This is a genomic window from Streptomyces sp. NPDC050738, from assembly GCF_040654175.1.
GTDB lineage: Bacteria > Actinomycetota > Actinomycetes > Streptomycetales > Streptomycetaceae > Streptomyces.
Genome location: NZ_JBFAHN010000002.1, coordinates 738370 through 756728, shown reverse-complemented (window position 1 = coordinate 756728; position 18359 = coordinate 738370). Strand labels below are relative to the sequence as shown.

Sequence of the window (18359 nt, the reverse complement as noted above, 5' to 3'; positions counted from 1 at the left end):
CGAATGCATCGACCAACCTGGAGGCGAACCATGCAACTGAAACCCGCCATCGCATGCACCGGCTTACTGGCCGCCGCACTGGTCGCGCTGCCCGGCACCACCGCGCAGGCCGCGACCGTCCATTACGAGGCCGAGAGCTCCCCGGCCGTCTGCACCGGGACCATCGACTCCGACTGGACCGGTTACACCGGCAGCGGATTCTGCAACGCCACCAACGCGGTGGGCGCCGCCGCCCAGTTCACCGTGAATGCCGCCACCGCCGGCACGGCGACGCTGACGGTCCGGTTCGCCAACGGGACCACCACCGCGAGGCCTGCGGGCGTCACCGTGAACGGGACCTCGGCCGCTTCGGCGTCGTTCGAGACCACCGGCGCATGGGGGACGTGGACCACCAAGACGCTCTCGGTGCCCGTGAGTTCGGGCAGCAACATCATCAAGTTCAGCCCCACCACCGCGGCCGGCCTGCCCAACATCGACTCCCTCGACGTCGCCACGGACGGCACCACCACGCCGCCGACGGGCACGGCCCTGTACGTCGCGCCGAACGGCACCGACAGCGCGGCCGGGACACAGTCGGCCCCGACGACGCTCGCCTCCGCGATCGGCCGTATCACGCCCGGCGGGACGATCTACGTACGCGGCGGCACCTACGCCTACTCCTCGACGGTCACCGTCCCCGTCGGCAGCGACGGAACCTCCGGCGCCCGCACCACCCTCTCCGCCTACCCGGGCGAGACCCCGGTGCTGAACTTCGCCTCACAGAGCGAGAGTTCGACCAACCGCGGGCTTCAGCTGAACGCCTCGTACTGGCACATCTACGGCCTCGTCGTCGAGCACGCCGGCGACAACGGGATCTACGTCGGCGGCAGCAACAACATCGTCGAGCGCACGGTGACGCGCTTCAACCGCGACTCGGGGCTGCAGCTCGGCCGGATCGCCTCCACCACCCCCGCCTCCCAGTGGCCGTCCAACAACCTGATCGTGAGCGCCGAGTCGCACGACAACGCCGACTCCGACGGCGAGGACGCCGACGGTTTCGCCGCGAAGCTCACCACCGGCACCGGCAATGTCTTCCGCTACGACGTCTCGCACAACAACATCGACGACGGCTGGGACCTCTACACCAAGACCGACACGGGCGCGATCGGCCCGGTGACCATCGAGTACTCCCTCTCGTACAACAACGGCACGCTCTCGAACGGCACCGTGAACTCCAACGGCGACCGCAACGGCTACAAGCTCGGCGGCGACGACATCGCGGTCAACCATGTCGTCCAGCACAGCATCGCCTTCGGCAACGGCCATCACGGATTCACGTACAACAGCAACCCCGGCAAGATGACGATCTCCAACAACGCCTCCATCGACAACGCCGAGCGCAACTTCTCGTTCGACGTCGGTACGTCGGTGTTCCGGACCAACACCTCGTGCCGCTTCGGAGTGAGCGGCTCGAACGACAAGACCATTGGTGACGCCGACAGTTCGAACCGGTTCTGGTCCGGTACGAACGGCTCGCGGTGCTCCTCCTACGACGGCGCCCTCACCTGGTCCTTCGCCACGGACGGCAAGCTCGCGGTGAAGCTCGGCGGCAGCGTGGTCAACCCGTAACCGAACCGGCCGCCGACGGGAAGCCGACGGCGGCCGCTCGGCGCGCCCACGGCGTGACCCACCGGACACCCCCTAATCGACCACGATGCTCCCCGCGCGCGTGGGTACGGCATCCAGCGCGGCGAGCGTCGCACCGTCGAGGGAGACCGCGCCCGCGGCGACATTCGCATCGAGGTGCGCGGAGTTCGCGGTACCCGCGATCAGCAGCGTGTGGGGGGAGTGGTGGAGGAGCCAGGCCAGGCCGATCTGCGCGGGGCTGCTTCCCAGCGCGTCAGCGGCGGCGATGACGGCGGGCTCGTCGGTCACCTTCGGCATACCGGGGAACGCGCTTCCGAGCGGGAAGTACGGCACCCAGGCGATGCCCTCGTCCTGGCAGAGGGCGACCATGTCCTCGTCGTCGCGGGCCACCAGGCTGTAGGGGTTCTGCACACACGCGATGCCTACGGGGAGCGCGTGGCGCAGTTGCTCCGCCGTCACGGTGCTCAGGCCGATCGCGCCGATCTTCCCCTCGTCGCGCAGGGCGGTCATCACCGCGAGCTGGTCGTCGATGTCCACCACCTGGTCGCCCTCGGCGACCAGGCCGGAACCGGCGTCCATGCGGCGCAGATTGACCAGAGGGATCCGGTCGAGCCCCAGGCTCTTGAGGTTGTCCTCGACACTGGACCGCAGCTCTTCGGGGCGCTGTGCGGCGCGCAGGGGGAAGCGGCCGCCGTGGTGCGGGGTGGCTCCGACCTTGCTGACGACGATGACGTCGTCCTGCGGCCGGACCGCTTCGCGGATCACCTCGTTGGAGAAGCCGTCGCCGTAGAACTGGGCGGTGTCGATGTGGTCGACACCCAGCTCGACGGCGCGGCGCACGACGGCGACGGCGGCGGCGCGGTCGTCCCGCAGGCGCGGGAGCTGCATCGCGCCGAAGCCGATACGGGAGACGGTGCGGCCCGCGAGCGTGCCCGCGCCTCCGGCGCGGGGGGCGCCGGTGGCTGTGAGCTGGGGGGACCGGGTGGTGGAGGGCATGACAGTCCGTCCTCGATCGTGAGACGATGAGTTAAACGGAGGGACTCCGTTACTTCGACCGTAGCACTAAACGGAGGGCCTCCGCTTTGAGTACGCCGGATTCCGCGACCCCCGGCCCGGGCAAGGGCGCGGCCGGGCGGCCCGCCCGCGCCGACGCACAGCGCAACCGCGAGAAGCTCCTCGCTGTCGCGGGTGCGGCCTTCGCCTCGGCACGCGACACCGTCACCCTCGACGCCATCGCCCGCGAGGCCGGCGTGGGCATCGGCACGCTGTACCGCCACTTCCCGACCCGCGAAGCACTCGTCGAAGCGGTGTACGCCGCCGAGCTCGACGACGTCGTCGCCAGCGCGACCACGCTCCTTGACCAACTCCCGCCCGAGGCCGCGCTCCGGGCGTGGATGGACCGCTACGCGGCATTCCAGGCGACGAAGCGCGGCATGGGCGACATCCTGCGCGCGGGCTGGGCCTCGGGCAGCATCGCGACACCCGCCACGCGCGAGCGGATCACCGCCGCCATCGCGGAGATCATCGGCCGGGGAGCGAGCGCCGGATCGCTTCGCGCGGACATCGACCCCGAGGACGTCACCGTCATGCTCCTCGGCGTCTTCCTCTCCACCACCGCGATCAACACCCCGGAAAAGACAGGCCGGCTCCTCGATCTGGTCGTCGACGCGGTGCGCTCCTGACGTGTCTCATGGACGTACAGCGGCCCCGGGCGAAGGAATTCGCCCGGGGCCGCTGTACGTGCGGTGCCGGCTGGATCAGCCGACGCGCCTGCGGGCGATCATCCAGGCGGCCGTTCCACCTCCGAGAGCGAGCAGGGCGATCGTGATCCCGAGGATCGTCCAGTCCCGGGCCCCGGTGTCGGCCAGGTGGCCCTTGTCGTGGCCGGGCTCGTCGCCGGACGGGTTCGGGGGTACGACGTCGAAGGTGTTGGTGACGTTCACCGAAGCGGACCCGTCGACCACGACGTCACCGTCCTTGCCGTCGTCGGAGGCGGTGTAGGTGACGGTGTCGCCGGTGGGAACGTTCTGCTCGGTCACCACGCAGTGGGCACCGTCCGGGACGGTGATCTGCCGCTGCTCGCCGTCCTTCAGCTCGAAGGAGCTGTCGTCACCGGCGAGTGCGACGTCGCCTTCGCCCGTGGTGCAGGTGAGGGCGAAGTCGTACGGACCCTCACCGCCGTTGACCACGTGCTTGGTGATCGTCAGCTCGGCGGCCGGGAAGGTGTTGGTGACGGTGATGGACACCGGGTCGCCCGCGCCGTCCTTGGTCACGACGGCCGGGTTGCCGGCCGAACCGTGGTCGACGACCGCCTTCGCGGCGCCGCCCGTGTCGACCTCCGTCGCCCAGCACTGCGTGTTCACGGGCAGCGGCTTGATGGTGACGGGCTTGTCCGCGCTCACCTCGTACGTCTTGTTCAGGATCCGGTCGGTGGGCTTGCCCGCCTCGTCCGGCAGCGCGCAGGTGACGCCGACCTTGAACACCCGGTCGGCGGCGTACTGGGCCGCGTCCCCGTCGATCGCCTTGATCAGCTGAAGCGAGCCGAACTCGAAGGTGTTGGTGATGCGGGAGGTGTCCGCCGTGGTCGTGTCGTTGCCGGGCTTGATGGTGACCACCACCGGGGTGCTCGCGGGGTGGTTCGAAGAACCACCGTGGGCCGCGGTCTCCCAGATCCTGCACTCCGCGCCCGCGGGCAGGTCCTCGACGGTGACGGGCTTGTCGACGGTGACCTTGTAGTCCTTGTTGAGGACCACCCGGGGCAGGCCGCCCTGCGGGTGGATCGTGCAGGTGACGTGGTACGGGAACGGCACCTTGTCCAGCGCCCCGTCCAGACCGGCCGGGTGGTCGCCGATCCGCTTGACGAGCTTCAGCTTGCCGTAGGCGAGGGCGACTCCGACCTGGATCGGCTCGTTCGCCTGCAGGACGCGCGGGGAGCCCGCGCGGTCGGTGGTCTCGTTGTGCGCGTAGGAGTTCCAGGCGATGGTCGGGTCACCGTTGTGGGCGACGTCGACCGGGGAGTCCATCGCGTACGTGATGTTCACCGTGCCGCCCGGAGCCAGCTCCGGACTGAAGGTGAGATCCATCCTGGCGCCGGCCGCCTTGTCGCTGAACGCGTCGTCCCAGGTGCCGGAAGCGCACTGGGCCGCGCTGGAACCGGCGCCGCCCATGTTCAGGTCGTCGGTGCACAGCGGCTCGGTGTTCTCGTACGAGGTGGTCATGGTGCCGGGGCTGCTGCCGTCGAGCTGCGGCTGGGAGGCGAGGGTGGGCCGCTTGTCCCAGGCGGTTCCACGGCTCTGGTCGATCAGGACGCCCTTGTCGCCCTGGACGGGGAAGCGGTCGACGATGCGCATGTTCATGCCGGGCTCCGTACCGGCATTCTGGATGCGCATCAGGTAGTGGTACTGGTCGCCCGGGTTGACCAGGGCGATGCACGGGTTGGCGGTGTACTTGCGGCCGGTGGAGTCGGTCGTCATCAGGCACGAGGAGTCGCCGACGGGGACGATCTTGACCGTGTCGGCGTTGTACCAGCCCAGGCTGTCGTTGCCGGACACCCACTTGCGGGCGGTGAACGAAGCGCCGGACTTGGCCTTCAGCGTCGCGGTGTCCACGCAGTACAGCCCGCTGCCGAAGCCGCCGCCGGTCTGCGAGGTGCCGTCGCAGGCCAGGTCGGGGTCGGACGAGGTGGCCCCCATGGTGTTGGTGACGACCTCGTCGGCGTTGATGCCCGCTTCCAGGGTCACGTGGATCTCGATGGTGAAGGTCGCACCCGGCGCGAACTGCCAGGCTTTGCCTGCGTCGTCCTTCGAGAAGTCCCAGGTGAGACCCGAGATACGGTCGCCGTCGATGGTCTTGGTGAAGACGGGCGTCGGAACCGCCGGGGTCCCGCTGGGAACCGCCTCATTGATGATCTTGTACGGCTGTCCGTCGTCGCCCTTGAAGGTGTCGAGGAACTGGATGCCCTTCGGCAGGTCGTCCTTGACGACCAGGTTCGGGACGTTGGCCGTACCGGTGTTGGTGACCTTCAGATAGAAGGGGGCGTCCTCGCCGGGCGCGAGGTCGGTGTCCGGGGTCTTGTCGACGGCGATCACCGGCTTGCCCTTGACCAGGTCGAGGGTGGCGTTGACGGGGTCGATGGCCTTGGGGCTGTCCGGGGCCTGCAGTTTGGTGAGGAACTCACCGCTGACCGTGTCCTCAAGGTGGCTGGGGACCGGTCCGCCGGTACTGCGCAGCGCCGGACGGGGGCTGACGTCGAGCACCAGGATGCCCGAGCAGCTGGTGGCCGAGCACGGGGTGATCGTGTAGCCGTCGTTGAAGCTGCTGGTGGAGGAGTAGGTGGCACGGATGCCGACGACGTCGGCGGCGTTCACTCCGGACGGCAGCGCGGCGGAGCCGGCGGGGGTGCCGTCGACCCAGCCTCCGTTGACATAGGCGTCGATCTGGACCTGGTTGGCGCCGGCGGGCATCTGGTTCGACTTGATGGACACCAGGTCCACGGCGTCGAAGAAGTCGTCGTCCTTGTCCGTCATCTGCAGGGTCTTGGCCGACATGTTGCCGGTGTTGAGCACGGTGAGTGTGGCGTCCGCGTGCTGGCGGGGCAGGCCCGGCACGTACTCGGGCAGCTCACCGGGGCTGATCGTCTTGTTGAGGGACGCCGCGTCGCTGGCGCCCCCGGTCACCATGTCCGGGGAGCAGACGTTGCCGCCCGGCTTGAAGTCGCCGCCCGCGGAGATCGAGTAGCAGTTGTTGACCGTCACGCCGTCCGCGGTGCCCGGACGACGCTCGACGACGAGGTTGATGGTGACGCTGGTCTGGGGCGGCATGTTGCCGCCGTAGGAGGCGCGGATACCGGTCGCCCGGTGCAGCAGGGCGGTGTCGGCGCTGTCGTACGGCACCCAGGCGTTGGCGGTCGGGTCCCACAGCTCGATGGTGATCGGCGCGTTCGACGGGGAGAACGACACGGAGTCGATCTGCATGACGTCGAAGGGGCTCACCCCGTTCGGGGTGCCGTCCGGCTTGGCCGCCGGGTCGGTCAGGACCGGGTTGACCAGCGGCTTGTTGCCGTTGTTGGTGAGCGTCAGGTGCATCGGGATGGGCTGCCCGGGCGGCACATCGGTCTGGTCGGTGGTCTTGACGCCGCTGGCGGAGGTGTCCGGCGCCTCGACGGGCAGGACCGCGCAGGCGTCGCCGGAGGCGGTGCCGCTGCCGTCGGTACGGCCCGCGTCGCCCTTGTAGCCGGCGCAGTTGGAAACGCCGGCGCTGGACCCGCCGGGCAGGTCGTCGTCGGTGACGGCGCTGGTGAGGGTGCCGTGCAGGTCGAGGCCCGCGTCGGCGCCCTCGGCGATGGTCGGGTTGCCGTCCGCGTCGACACCCATGTAGGTCACCTCGATCTTGGTGACCGTCTTGCTGGGGTCGGTGTCGACCGTGGTGTCCTCGGTGTACGTGTTCGTGGTGCTGGTGCCGTCGGAGTAGCTGATGGTCAGCGTCGCCTCGGTCGCACCTTCGGGGAAGCGCAGCCGCACCTTGTCGACGTCGAGCTTCGCGAACTCACTGGCGGCGTCCGGGTCCGGCTCGGTGATCGTGATGCTCTTCACCTTGAACGGCGACTTGTTGGTGACGTCCACGTTGGTGCTGACCGGGGAGTTCTCCCCGACGACCGCGTGCTCGCCGGTCTCCGCGCTGAAGTCGCCGTCCGTGTCCGGGTAGTACGTCTTCTTGCTGTCGAGCACCAGGATGTCCGGCAGGATGTCGTACGTGTCGCAGCCGTCGGCCCCGTCGACCGCACCGGAGGTCTTCTCCTGGGCCGTCGGAGTCGCACAGTTGTTGACGGTGATCTTGTCGGTGGGCTCCAGCTTCGAACCGTCCGAGCGCTTGGTGTCGCGCAGCTTCAGACCGATCTCGACCGTCCCGCCCGTCTCGTCGTACGGGAGCGGGTCGCCGTTGCTGTTGCTGAAGACGACCTCGACGCCGACCACGTTGGCCGGGAGGGTCCCGGCGGGGAGCGGCAGCTCACCGGGCGCGGAGATGGAGGCGCCGGTGCGGGTCGAGCCGTCGGCCATGGTCACCACCAGGTGCGCCTCGTCGGCACCTTTGGGGAACGCCGTCACGGTGGCCGAGGTGAAGTTGAAGTACTCGAAGGTGTCCGCGGTGTCGTCCGACACCGACAGCTCGGTGACGTCCGCCGACGAGGAGGAGTTGTTGCGTACGTTCAGCGTGACGGTGGATTCTTCGTCGCTGAGTGCGACGGCGGAACCGTCCGACCAGTCCTTGGTCACCACCGGCTTGACCACCAGCGGGATCGCGATGCTGATGTCGGTGTCGGAGGACTTCGGGTCCGCGTTGTCCGCGCTGACCTCGGCGGTGTTGGTGACGGTCGCGCCGTCCTCCAGCGGGGTGTCGGTGGGCACCCGCATCCCGACCTCGATCGTGCCCGCCTGGCCCGCCCGCAGCCCGGTCTCGCCCGCAGGGTTCTGCAGGTCCTCCTTGTAGACCACCGTCAGCTTCCGGCTGGCCTCGTCGTAGGTGACGTCACGGGAGGTGGTGGACTTCGGCAGGCTGGTCACCTCAAGACCCGCGGGCAGGGTGTCGACCACCGTGAAGTGCACACAGTCCACGGTCAGGCCTGAGCACTGGCCATTGAGGGTGTAGACGAACTCGTCACCCGGCTTCTGCGGTGTCCCTCCGGTGTCATTGGTCTTGGTGATGCCGACCGCACTTCTGGGGTCGTCCGCCGCTGCGGTCAGAGGCATCGCCGTGGCCTGGGACACGAACAGCAGAGTGAGCGCTGTCGTGATCCTCGCCGCGAAACGGGCACGTGGTCGCCGAGATCTGAGCATCAACCAATTCCTTCGTCGAGTTACGCCGAAGGCCCCGCCCGGCTCCGGGGACACCAGGTCCGGACATATGGCACATCCTTCGCGACCCTAGGGCGGCCGGTCCCGTCTACCGGGCAGCCTGCGCCGTAGAGCTGATGATCTGTCAGACATTTCGATCGTCTGGCGTACCGCGGGGCCCGTTCGGAGCCGTCCGGTGGCGGTGCCCCGGCACAGGGCGAAGGCTGGACGCGAAGTGCCGCCTCTCTGACGGGCAGCCTCGGAAGGGGAACGATCATGGCGTCTGTCGATGCGGCCACTGTCGGCCGGATGACCGACACGCTCTTCATCGAGCGGGACATGCGCAGCCCGAGCTCGACCCGGTTCTGGGGGCTGCTGATCCTGGCCGCCGTCATCGCGAGCGCGGGCGTGGTGGGCGACTCGACCGCGACCGTGATCGGCGCGATGATCGTCGCCCCGCTGATGACGCCGATTCTCGGCAGTGCGCTGGCCCTGGTGCTGGCCGACCGCTCTCAGGTGGTGCGCTGCGCGCTGCTGGTCCTGGGCGGTGCGCTGGCCGTGGTCGCGGTCGGCATGCTGCTCGGCTGGATCGCCGCCCCGCCGGACGCCTTCGCCTCCAACAGCCAGGTCTCCTCGCGCATCAGTCCCCGCCTCATCGACCTGCTCGCCGCGTTCGCCACGGGGACGGTCGGCGCGTTCGCCCTCGTACGCGCCGACATCTCCGACACCCTGCCCGGCGTCGCGATCGCCATCTCTCTCGTGCCGCCGCTCGCCGTGACAGGGCTGCTCATCACGGTCGGCCGCTATCACGACGCCAGTGAGTCCGCGCTGCTGTTCGCGACCAACGTGGCAGCCATCGTCGCGACCGGCACCGCTGTCTTTCTGATCTACGGGATCCGGGCCGCAGCCCAGCAATCGGGCCTGAGCGTCGGCCAGTTCCACGGCCGTACGCTGGTGGCGGTGGGTGCGGTCGTGCTCCTGATCGCCGTACCCCTCGCCACCGGCACGATCTCCGTCGCCCGGGATCGCGCGCTGGCCGCCGACGCCCGTCCGGTCGCCGAGAAATGGGCGACCACCGGCAAGTGGCAGATCGCCTCGGTCGAAGCCCAGAGCGGCGTCATCGTCATCGGCGTCCTGGGACTGCCGCCCCAGCCCGCGCCCACGGCGCTGCGCGCCGCGCTCGACCGGGGCGGCATGCGCGACGCCGACCTGGAGCTCCACCTGGTGGGCGGCCGCACGCACTGGTGCCCGGCGGACACGGACACCTGCACCGTGAAGAACACCTGACCCCTGACCTGCGCGGCCGCCGTCAGACGGGCAGCCGCTCCAGCAGAGCCGCGAAGTCCGTCCCCGGCGGGAGCGTCCCGAAGGCGAGCCCCCTGTCCCCGGCGAGCCGGGACGCGCAGAACGCGTCGGCGACGGCGGACGGTGCGTGGCGTACGAGGAGCGAACCCTGCAGCACGAGCGCCGCGCGTTCGATGAGGCGGCGGGCGCGCAGGGGAGCGTCCTCGGTCAGTACGAGCTCGCCCTGGAGCTCCTTCCAGGCCGTGTCGAGGCGCCGGTCCGCGCCCGCTGCCGCCTCGACCTCCGTACGGAAGGCGGCCAGGGACTCGGGCTCGCGGGCCAGGGCCCGCAGCATGTCGAGCGCGTTGACGTTGCCCGAGCCCTCCCAGATGCCGTTCAGCGGAGCGTCCCGGTAGAGGCGCGGCATCCCTGATGCCTCGTCATATCCGTTGCCGCCGAGGCATTCCAGGGCTTCGGCGACGGCGGCGGGCTGGCGCTTGCACACCCAGTACTTGGAGACGGCCGTGGCCAGACGGAGGAAGGCCCGCTCGCCGTCGTCGCCGCGCTGGGCCCGGTCGGCGGCGCCGGCCAGGCGCAGCGCGAGCGTGGTCGCGGCCTCGGACTCCACGGCCAGGTCGCCCAGGACGTTGCGCATCAGCGGCTGGTCGATGAGCTTGGCGCCGAACACCACGCGGTGGCGGACGTGGTGCGCGGCCTGGGCGAGCGCGGCACGGGTGCCCGCGGCGGAGCCGAGGACGCAGTCGAGGCGCGTCATCGTCACCATGTCGATGATGGTCCGTACGCCCTTGCCCTCGTCCCCGACGAGCCAGGCCACGGTGTCGTCGAACTCGGGCTCGCTGCTCGCGTTGGAGCGGTTGCCGAGCTTGTCCTTGAGCCGCTGGATACGGAAGGTGTTGCGGGTGCCGTCGGGCAGGACACGGGGGACCAGGAAGCAGGAGAGGCCGCCGGGCGCCTGGGCCAGGACGAGGAAGAGGTCGTTCATCGGGGCGCTGGTGAACCACTTGTGGCCGCGCAACCGCCAAGTGCCGTCGGCCTGTTCGGCGGCAGAGGTGGTGTTGGCGCGGACGTCCGTGCCGCCCTGCTTCTCCGTCATGCCCATCCCGGCGAGCAGACCGGCCTTGGCGGCGGGGGTGCGCAGCCCGGGCTCGTACACGCGGCTGGTGAGCAGCGGCTCGTAGATCTTGGCGAGGTCGGGGGAGCGGCGCAGGGCCGGGACCACGGCGTACGTCATGGAGATCGGGCAGCCGTGCCCGGCCTCGGTGCTGCTCCACACCATGAACCCTGCCGCGCGCGCGACATGGGCGCCCGGGCGCTCGTCGGCCCAGGCGCTGCCCGCGAGACCCTCGCTCACGGCCACGTCCATCAGCGCGTGGTACGAGGGGTGGAAGGAGACCTCGTCGATGCGGTTGCCGTAGCGGTCGTGGGTGCGCAGCTCCGGCTCGAAGCGGTTGGCCTCGTCGGCCCAGCGCTGCACCTCTTCGCTCGCCGCACGGCGGCCTATGCGGTGCAGATCGTCGAGGTACCACTCGGCGCCCTCGCGGAGTACGCCCTCCAGGAGCACCGGGTCCTCGGCGCTGTCGTGACCGGTCAACGGCGGTGCCTGGTTGGTCACTTCGTGCGTGGTGGAGGTGGGGTTGCTGGGCATCGGGTCTCCTCCGGGGGAGCGGGAGTGGGTGTCAGGAGGTCGGGGCGCCCGCGCAGCGCAGCGCCAGCGCGGTGAGTTCGGCGAGGAGCTCCCCGGTGGCCTTGTCGTCGTGGGTCGCGAGCGGGTCGACGAGGACTTCTCCGATCGCGCCGGTGAGGGCGGCCGCGGTGATCTCGCCGTTCTGGGCGGGGAGTCGGCCGTCCGCGATCCCCTGGTGGATCACCTCGGTGAACAGGGCGCGGTAGCGGCGGCGGAAGTCGAGGCGCTCGGCGCCGACCGCCGGTTCGGCGGGGGCGGCGAGCAGTGCGTACGCGAGGCCGCGGTTCTCCAGGGCGCGGCGCGCGAAGACGTCCACGCCGCGGCTGAGCCTTTCGACGGGGTCTCCGGGGCCGTGCAGTACCTCGCCCAGGACCTCCACCTCGCGTCCGGCGGCGCGCCGGAACACCTCGACGGCGAGCGCCGCCTTGGACGGGAAGTGCTGGTAGACCGAGCCGGCCGCGATGCCCGCCGAGTCGGCGACAGCCGTCACGGACGCCTGTGACCAGCCCACTTCCGCGACCACCGCGGTGGCGCAGGTGACGAGGTGGTCACGGACAGCTTCGAGACGACTGATTTCGGCTGGGGTCTTGCGGTAGGCCATAAAAGAAGTGAACCATCATTCAGAGTTTCCCGCCATGGTCGGTCGGTCGCGGACCGGCCCGGCTCGTTTGGAGAACGTGAATGCACCTCAGTGCCCTGCTGGACAGCGCTGTTCGCTCGGCCGGCGACAAGGACGCGGTCGTCTACCGTGAGCAGCGGTGGAACTACCGTGAGCTCGCCGACGCGTCCCGCCGTGCGGCGACCGTGCTGCGGGAGGCCGGGCTGCGGCCGGGCGACCGCCTGGCCGTGATGACGTACAACACCCCCGCCTTCCTCTTCGCCGCGTTCGGCGCCTGGTACGCGGGTGCCACGCTCGTGCCGGTCAACCACAAGCTGCAGACGGCCGAGGTGGAGCGCCAGTTGAGGCACTGCGGCGCCCGGCTCGCGGTCGTCGACGCGGAGATCGGCGAGCGCGCGACCACGGCCGACGCGGATGTGACGTGGCTGGTCAGCCACCCGGACTCCGGCGCGGCCGACCGCCCCGCCGACGCCTTCGAGTCGCTCCTCGATCGCGCCGAACCGTGGGCCGGGGAGGAAGGCCCGGACAGCGACATCGCGCAGATTCTGTACACCTCCGGCACGTCGGGGGATCCCAAGGGCTGTGTCCACACGCACCGCGGCATCGCGCTGACGGCTGCGTACACGGCGGCTTCCGTCCCCCTCCGCCGTGACGAACGCTTCCTGATCTGCATGCCGATCTGGCACGCGTCGCCGCTGAACAACTGGACGCTGGGCACGATCCTGCTGGGCGCGACGGTCGTCCTGCAGCGCGAGTACGACCCGCGCGGAATGCTGGAGACCGTCCAACGGGAGCGCGTCACGGCCGTGTTCGGGGCGCCGATCGCGCTCATCGCGCCGGTGCAGGCGGTCGAGGACTTCGCCTCCTTCGACCTCGCCTCCGTACGCGCCTGGATCTACGGCGCCGGGCCGCTGGACGCGGACACCGCGCGCCGGCTGATGAAGGCGTACGGCTCGGAGGAATTCCACCAGGTGTACGGGATGAGCGAGATGGGGCCCGTCGGCGCATCCCTCTCCCCGGCCGAGCAGGTCGAGAAGGCCGGGGCGATCGGGCGCGGTGGCATGCCCGGGGTGGATCTGCGCGTCGTACGCCCGGACGGTGAGGATGCCGGTAGCGGGGAGACCGGGGAGATCTGGCTGCGTTCGGACACCCGGATGGTCGGCTATCTCGACGATCCGGCGGCCACCGCCGAGGTGTTCGCGGGGGACTGGTACCGCAGCGGCGACCTGGGGCGGGTCGACGAGGACGGCTTCGTGACGATCGTGGACCGGATGAAGGACGTGATCATCACCGGTGGCGAGAACGTCTCCTCGCAGGAGGTGGAGGGCGTGCTGCGTGGCCACCCGGACGTCCTCGACGTCGCCGTCGTGGGCCGCCCGCATCCGCAGTGGGGCGAGACCGTGGTGGCGGTGGTGGTGCAGCGCGAGGGTGCGGCGCTCGACCAGGGGCAGGTGCGCGCGTGGATGGAGGCGCGCATCGCCCGCTACAAGGTTCCGCGCGAACTGGTCCTGCGGGGGGAGCTGCCGCGTACGCCTTTGGGGAAGATCACCAAGCATGTGCTCCGCGCCGAACTGGTCGGCTGACCCCGGCGGTGGATCCGGCGGTGGTCCGCGTAGGGTCGCCACATGGCCGATGAGCAGGCGCAACGCAGGGGGCCGGGGCGCCCGCGCCAGGAGCATGTCACCCGGGCCGTGCTCGACGCCGTCGTGGACCTGGTGGCGGAGAGCGGCATGGGCGCGCTGACCATGGACGCCGTGGCGGCGCGTGCCGGGGTGAGCAAACCGGCCATGTACCGGCGCTGGTCCACCAAACAGGATCTGGTCATCGCCGCTGCCGAGTCGCGGATCGGGCCGCTGGAGGTGCCCGACATGGGGGACTTCCGGGCGGAGTTGCGCGCCGTGCTGATGGCGCGCATGGAGGCGTACCGGCAGCCCGGCATCGACCGGCTCCTGGCCGGGGTGATCGGTGCGTCGGCGGAAGTGGGCGCGGTGCGCGAGGCGTTCAGCGCGTACTCGGCGCGGGTGATGAGCGAGACGCGGCATGTGCTGGAGCGCGGCGTCGTGCGCGGTGACGTACGGCCGGACGTCCAGGCGGCGGATGCGGCGACGCTCGTGGCCGCGGCGATGGTCTTCCGTATGGTCGCCGAGCAGCGGCTGCCGGACGAGGCACTCGTCGAGTCGGTGGTCGATCTGATCGGCCGGGCGATCGGGGCCCCTTCCCTGTAGTGGGCTGACGCCTGGTCATATTCCTTTCATGCCGGCCAAGTTGCAGGTCAGGGTGGTCTTTGGCGTGCCCGGAAGCCGGTTCGGCGGCGCGGGGCGCATCGGTGAAATCAATCTGCTCCAACCCCTTGCCCCGCCGTGAATCAATATCGATACTGCCGGTTACGTAATAGCGTTCGCCGTCGGGAGGACCCCCATGCCCAACCCCATCCTGGACAAGCCCCTCATGCACTACGGGACCCGCGTCCTGGAGCGCCTCGCGCCCGGCGCCGAGCAGGCCGCGTACAAGCTGATCGAGGTCAGCCCGCTCACTCCGCACTTCGGTGCGGTCCTCGGCGGCGTCGACCTCACGCAGCCGATCAACGGCGCACTCGCCGAGGAACTCCGCCAGGCGCTGCTGGAGTGGAAGGTGATCTTCTTCCGCGGGCAGACAGGCTTCGACGCCGAGCACCACCTCGCCCTCTCGGGCATCTGGGGTCCGCCGGAGCCCAACCCGTTCTTCCCGAAGACCGGGACCGTCGGCCTGTCCCGGCTGGCCAAGGACGCCAAGGCCGCGGGCAACAAGAACATCTGGCACAGCGACCACTCCTTCATGGTCAACCCGTCCCTCGGCGCGGTCCTGCGGGCGATCGAGGTGCCCGCCGCCGGCGGCGACACGATGTGGGCGGACATGGGTGCCGCCTACGACAACCTTCCCGAGGACCTCAAGGAGCGCATCGAGAACCTCACCGCGGTCCACGACTGGGAAGCCAGCTGGGGCGCGCTGATGAACGACGAGCAGAAGGCCGCGTTCCGCGCGAACTGGCCGCAGGTCGAGCACCCGGTCGCCGTACGCCACCCGCGCAGCGGCCGTAGGACTCTCTACGTCAACGAGCCCTTCACGCGCTTCATCAAGGGCGTCTCCGACCAGGAGAGCCGCGAACTGCTCGACATCCTGGTGCTCCAGGCGCGCATCCCCGAGTTCCAGATCCGCTTCAACTGGGCGCCGGACTCGATCGCGATCTGGGACAACATCGCCGTCCAGCACTACGCGGTCAACGACTACTTCCCGGCCCGCCGCGTGATGGAGCGCATCGCCATCGCGGGTGTCCCGCTCTCATGACGACGGCACAGACCGTTCCCCAGCGCCCTGTCGGGGCCGCCGACCGGGACGACCGCAGCAGCAGAGTCCGGGCCTGGACGGTCACCGGGCTGCTCGTCGTCTTCATGATGGTCAACTTCGCCGACAAGTCCGTCCTGGGCCTGGCAGCCGACGAGATCCGCGCGGACCTGCATCTGAGCGCCACCCAGTTCGGGCTCGCCAACAGCGCGTTCTTCCTGCTCTTCTCCGTCGCTGCGATCGTCGTGGGCATGGCGGCCGACCGGGTGTCGCCCAAGATGCTGCTCCTGGTCATGGCCGCACTCTGGTCCGTGGCGCAGGTTCCCGCGGCGATCGGCGGCGGACTCGCGGTGCTCGTCGGCTCGCGGGTCTTCCTCGGCGCGGCGGAGGGTCCGGCCTTCCCCGTGGCCCAGCAGGCGACCCTGTCCTGGTTCCCCAACGAGAAGCGCAATCTGCCCGGGGCGCTGATCACCGTCGGGATCACCCTCGGCGTGATCGTCTCCGCCCCCGGCCTGTCCTGGGTCATCCAGCACCACGGGTGGCGCTCGGCCCTGTGGGTGGTCGCCGCCATCGGCGCCGTATGGGCCGTTGTGTGGGCGGTGTTCGGCGCCGACAGCCCTCGTGGCACCGGTGCCGCCGACGCCGCGTCCGAGGGCGCGGGTGTGCCGCAGATTCCGTACCGCAGGATCTTCGCCACCCGCACCTGGATCGGCACCACGCTGGCCTACTTCACCAGCTACTGGACCGTCGCCCTGATGCTGGTCTGGCTGCCGTCCTATCTGCGCAACGCCCTCGGCTATGCGTCCGGCACCGCGGGCACCGTCGTCGTCGCGCCCTGGGCCGTCGGCGCGGTCGTCCTCTTCGGCCAGGCCGCCCTCACCGGCCGGCTGATGCGCCGCGGCGTCAGCAGCAGGCGTGCCCGCGGATGGGTCGGCGGATGCACGCTCGCGGTCGGCGCAGTCTGCTGCCTGGCGGTTCCGCTGACCGGCTCGACCGTCGTACAGACCGTGCTGATCGCCCTCGGGTTCGGCTTCGCGGGCTCGTACGCCACCATCGCCGCGACCACCGTCGCCGAACTCGCCCCGCCCGCCCGCAGCGGCGGCGCGCTCGGCCTGATGAACGCGATCGTCACCGTGGCCGGGCTGCTGGCCCCCGTCGTCGTCGGCTCGCTCGTCGACGCCCAGGGCGACGCCGGCTATCAGCACGCCGTCCTGCTGTCCGGGGTGCTGATCGCGATCGGTGCCGTCGCCGCCTTCGCCCTCATCGATCCGGAGCGGGACATCGCGCGGCTCTCTCGCTGAGCGCACGGTCCGCCCCTAGAATTTGGATCTACCCCCATGCCCCTCAACATCCGTACGTTCCCGAGGAGTTCACCGTGAGCGCCCCCACAGCACTCGACACCACCGCCCTGGACGAGGCGGTGCGCGAGCTGCACGAGAACGCCCCGTCCTGGACCGCGACACCCCTGCCCGAACGGATCGCGCTCCTGGAGCGGATGCTGCCCCGGATACCGCAGGGCGCCCCCGCGATGGTCGCCGACGCGGCCCGCGCCAAGGGGTACGCGGAGACCTCGCCCTGGGCCGCCGAGGACTGGATCACCGCGCCCTGGGCGCTGGCCCAGACGGTCGGCGCGTACCTCCATGTGCTGCGCCGCGTGGCCGCCGGACGCGAGCCACTGGAGCCGAAGGCCGTACGCAGCCACGAGGGCCGCACCGTCGTCGACGTCTTCCCCGCCACCGGCTCCGACCGTCTGCTGCTCAGCGGCTTCACCGCGCAGGTCTGGACGCTGCCCGGCACCACCCGCGAGCAGGTCCTGGCGCGGGCGGCGGGCGAATACCGGGGCCGCGCCGGTGAGTCCGCCGTGTCGCTGGTGCTCGGCGCGGGGAACGTCGCCGCGATCACCCCGCTCGACATCCTCCACAAGCTGTACGCGCAGGGCGAGGTCGTCGTCGCCAAGATGAACCCCGTCAACGCCTATCTCCGCCCGCACTTCGAGAAGGTGTTCGCCGAGTTCGTCGAGCGCGGCTGGGTCCGCTTCGTCGACGGAGGCGCCGCCGAAGGCGCGTACCTCACGGGCCACGAGGCGATCGACACCATCCATGTCACCGGCAGCGAGCGCACCCACGACGCCATCGTGTGGGGTACGGACAAGCAGGCCGAGCAGCGCCGCAGCGAGGACACCCCGCTCAACGACAAGCCCTTCACCAGCGAACTGGGCGGCGTCAGCCCCTGCATCGTGACGCCCGGACCGTGGAGCGCCGCGGACTTCCGCTTCCAGGCCGAGCACATCGTCACCAGCAAGCTGAACAACTCCGGGCACAACTGCGTCGCCACGCAACTGCTGGTCGTGCCCCGTGACTGGGACGGTACGGAGAAACTCCTCGCCGAGGTCCGCCGGGTGCTGCGCGAACTGCCGCCGCGCACCGACTACTACCCGGGAGCCGAGGGCCGTATCGGCAAGGTCACCGAGGCCCACCCGGGGGCCGAGGCGCTGGGCGGCGACGACTCGTGCCGCGTGCTCGTCCCCGATGTGGTGGGCCTGGACGACATCCTGGTCACCGACGAGGTGTTCGCCAGCACCCTCGGCGTGGTGCGCCTGCCCGGCGCCGACCCGGCCGAATTCCTCGCGGCCGCAACGGAGTTCGCGAACGACAGGCTGCCCGGCACTCTCGGGGCCACCCTGCTCGTCCACCCGCGTACGGAGAAGACCCACGGCGCCGCCGTCGCAGGCGCGGTCGCCGCACTGCGCTACGGCACCCTCGGCGTCAACTGCTGGTCCGCTTTCGGCTTCCTGCTCGGCTACACACCGTGGGGCGCGTTCCCCGGCCACACCCGGCAGTCGATCGGCAGCGGCATCGGCTTCGTGCACAATGCCTTCATGCTGGAGGACGTCGAAAAGACCGTGGTGGGGGGGGGGGGGGGGGCCCCCCCCCCCCGGGGGGGGGGGGGGCCGACCAACCGGGGGGCCCCGCGC

The 18359-nt window shown here is 70.3% G+C and carries 11 protein-coding genes and 1 pseudogene; 8 read left to right on the top strand and 4 right to left on the bottom strand.

The window, feature by feature from the left end; translation table 11 throughout:
• The first annotated feature begins 30 nt into the window (after nucleotides 1-30).
• A complete protein-coding gene (locus AB0H78_RS07575; RefSeq protein ID WP_363233328.1) occupies nucleotides 31-1608 on the top strand; it encodes a silent information regulator protein Sir2 in 1578 nt (525 codons plus the stop codon).
• A 72-nt stretch (nucleotides 1609-1680) separates the two neighbouring features.
• Here the strand turns inward: AB0H78_RS07575 and AB0H78_RS07570 are convergent, their stop codons facing one another.
• A complete protein-coding gene (locus AB0H78_RS07570) occupies nucleotides 1681-2622 on the bottom strand; it encodes an aldo/keto reductase (RefSeq protein WP_363233327.1) in 942 nt (313 codons plus the stop codon).
• An 86-nt stretch (nucleotides 2623-2708) separates the two neighbouring features.
• Here AB0H78_RS07570 and AB0H78_RS07565 point away from each other — a divergent pair, with 86 nt between their 5' ends.
• On the top strand, nucleotides 2709-3308 hold the full coding sequence (locus tag AB0H78_RS07565) for a TetR/AcrR family transcriptional regulator (protein ID WP_363233326.1): 600 nt from the start codon (nucleotides 2709-2711) through the stop codon (nucleotides 3306-3308).
• 75 nt (nucleotides 3309-3383) lie between these two features.
• Here AB0H78_RS07565 and AB0H78_RS07560 read toward each other — a convergent pair whose 3' ends face one another.
• Complete coding sequence (locus AB0H78_RS07560; protein ID WP_363233325.1) at nucleotides 3384-8390, bottom strand: DUF5979 domain-containing protein; 5007 nt, start codon at nucleotides 8388-8390, stop codon at nucleotides 3384-3386.
• Nucleotides 8391-8732: 342 nt separating this feature from the next.
• Between AB0H78_RS07560 and AB0H78_RS07555 the strand changes: the two genes are divergently transcribed.
• Nucleotides 8733-9743 carry a DUF389 domain-containing protein gene (locus tag AB0H78_RS07555; protein WP_363233324.1) on the top strand — a complete coding sequence of 337 codons (1011 nt, stop codon included), beginning with the start codon at nucleotides 8733-8735 and terminating at the stop codon, nucleotides 9741-9743.
• 22 nt (nucleotides 9744-9765) lie between these two features.
• On the opposite strand, the gene AB0H78_RS07550 is transcribed toward AB0H78_RS07555, so the two are convergent.
• Nucleotides 9766-11406 (bottom strand): acyl-CoA dehydrogenase family protein, encoded by a 1641-nt coding sequence (locus AB0H78_RS07550; RefSeq protein ID WP_363233323.1) that lies wholly within the window; start codon nucleotides 11404-11406, stop codon nucleotides 9766-9768.
• A gap of 31 nt (nucleotides 11407-11437) precedes the next feature.
• A complete protein-coding gene (locus AB0H78_RS07545) occupies nucleotides 11438-12046 on the bottom strand; it encodes a TetR/AcrR family transcriptional regulator (RefSeq protein ID WP_363233322.1) in 609 nt (202 codons plus the stop codon).
• A gap of 80 nt (nucleotides 12047-12126) precedes the next feature.
• On the opposite strand from AB0H78_RS07545, the gene AB0H78_RS07540 reads away from it, so the two are divergent.
• The 5 genes and pseudogenes from AB0H78_RS07540 to AB0H78_RS07520 all read left to right on the top strand — a co-directional run.
• The gene (locus tag AB0H78_RS07540; RefSeq protein WP_363233321.1) at nucleotides 12127-13647 is read left to right on the top strand and encodes an AMP-binding protein; all 1521 of its coding nucleotides are present in this window, start codon (nucleotides 12127-12129) and stop codon (nucleotides 13645-13647) included.
• 42 nt (nucleotides 13648-13689) lie between these two features.
• On the top strand, nucleotides 13690-14289 hold the full coding sequence (locus AB0H78_RS07535; protein ID WP_363233320.1) for a TetR/AcrR family transcriptional regulator: 600 nt from the start codon (nucleotides 13690-13692) through the stop codon (nucleotides 14287-14289).
• 193 nt (nucleotides 14290-14482) lie between these two features.
• A complete protein-coding gene (locus AB0H78_RS07530) occupies nucleotides 14483-15388 on the top strand; it encodes a TauD/TfdA family dioxygenase (protein ID WP_363233319.1) in 906 nt (301 codons plus the stop codon).
• Complete coding sequence (locus AB0H78_RS07525; protein ID WP_363233318.1) at nucleotides 15385-16686, top strand: MFS transporter; 1302 nt, start codon at nucleotides 15385-15387, stop codon at nucleotides 16684-16686. The genes AB0H78_RS07530 and AB0H78_RS07525 overlap by 4 nt, the downstream gene beginning before the upstream one ends.
• 194 nt (nucleotides 16687-16880) lie before the next feature.
• Nucleotides 16881-17714: pseudogene (locus AB0H78_RS07520) on the top strand (aldehyde dehydrogenase family protein); the annotation flags it as partial.
• Nucleotides 17715-18359 lie beyond the last annotated feature (645 nt).

Excerpts from the sequence above, each read along its gene's own strand:
- AB0H78_RS07575 (WP_363233328.1), top strand. The coding sequence starts at position 31 with ATGCAACTGAAACCCGCCATCGCATGCACCGGCTTACTGGCCGCCGCA.
- AB0H78_RS07550 (WP_363233323.1), bottom strand. The coding sequence starts at position 11,406 with ATGCCCAGCAACCCCACCTCCACCACGCACGAAGTGACCAACCAGGCA.
- AB0H78_RS07570 (WP_363233327.1), bottom strand. The coding sequence starts at position 2,622 with ATGCCCTCCACCACCCGGTCCCCCCAGCTCACAGCCACCGGCGCCCCC.
- AB0H78_RS07555 (WP_363233324.1), top strand. The coding sequence starts at position 8,733 with ATGGCGTCTGTCGATGCGGCCACTGTCGGCCGGATGACCGACACGCTC.
- AB0H78_RS07525 (WP_363233318.1), top strand. The coding sequence starts at position 15,385 with ATGACGACGGCACAGACCGTTCCCCAGCGCCCTGTCGGGGCCGCCGAC.
- AB0H78_RS07540 (WP_363233321.1), top strand. The coding sequence starts at position 12,127 with ATGCACCTCAGTGCCCTGCTGGACAGCGCTGTTCGCTCGGCCGGCGAC.
- AB0H78_RS07535 (WP_363233320.1), top strand. The coding sequence starts at position 13,690 with ATGGCCGATGAGCAGGCGCAACGCAGGGGGCCGGGGCGCCCGCGCCAG.
- AB0H78_RS07530 (WP_363233319.1), top strand. The coding sequence starts at position 14,483 with ATGCCCAACCCCATCCTGGACAAGCCCCTCATGCACTACGGGACCCGC.
- AB0H78_RS07545 (WP_363233322.1), bottom strand. The coding sequence starts at position 12,046 with ATGGCCTACCGCAAGACCCCAGCCGAAATCAGTCGTCTCGAAGCTGTC.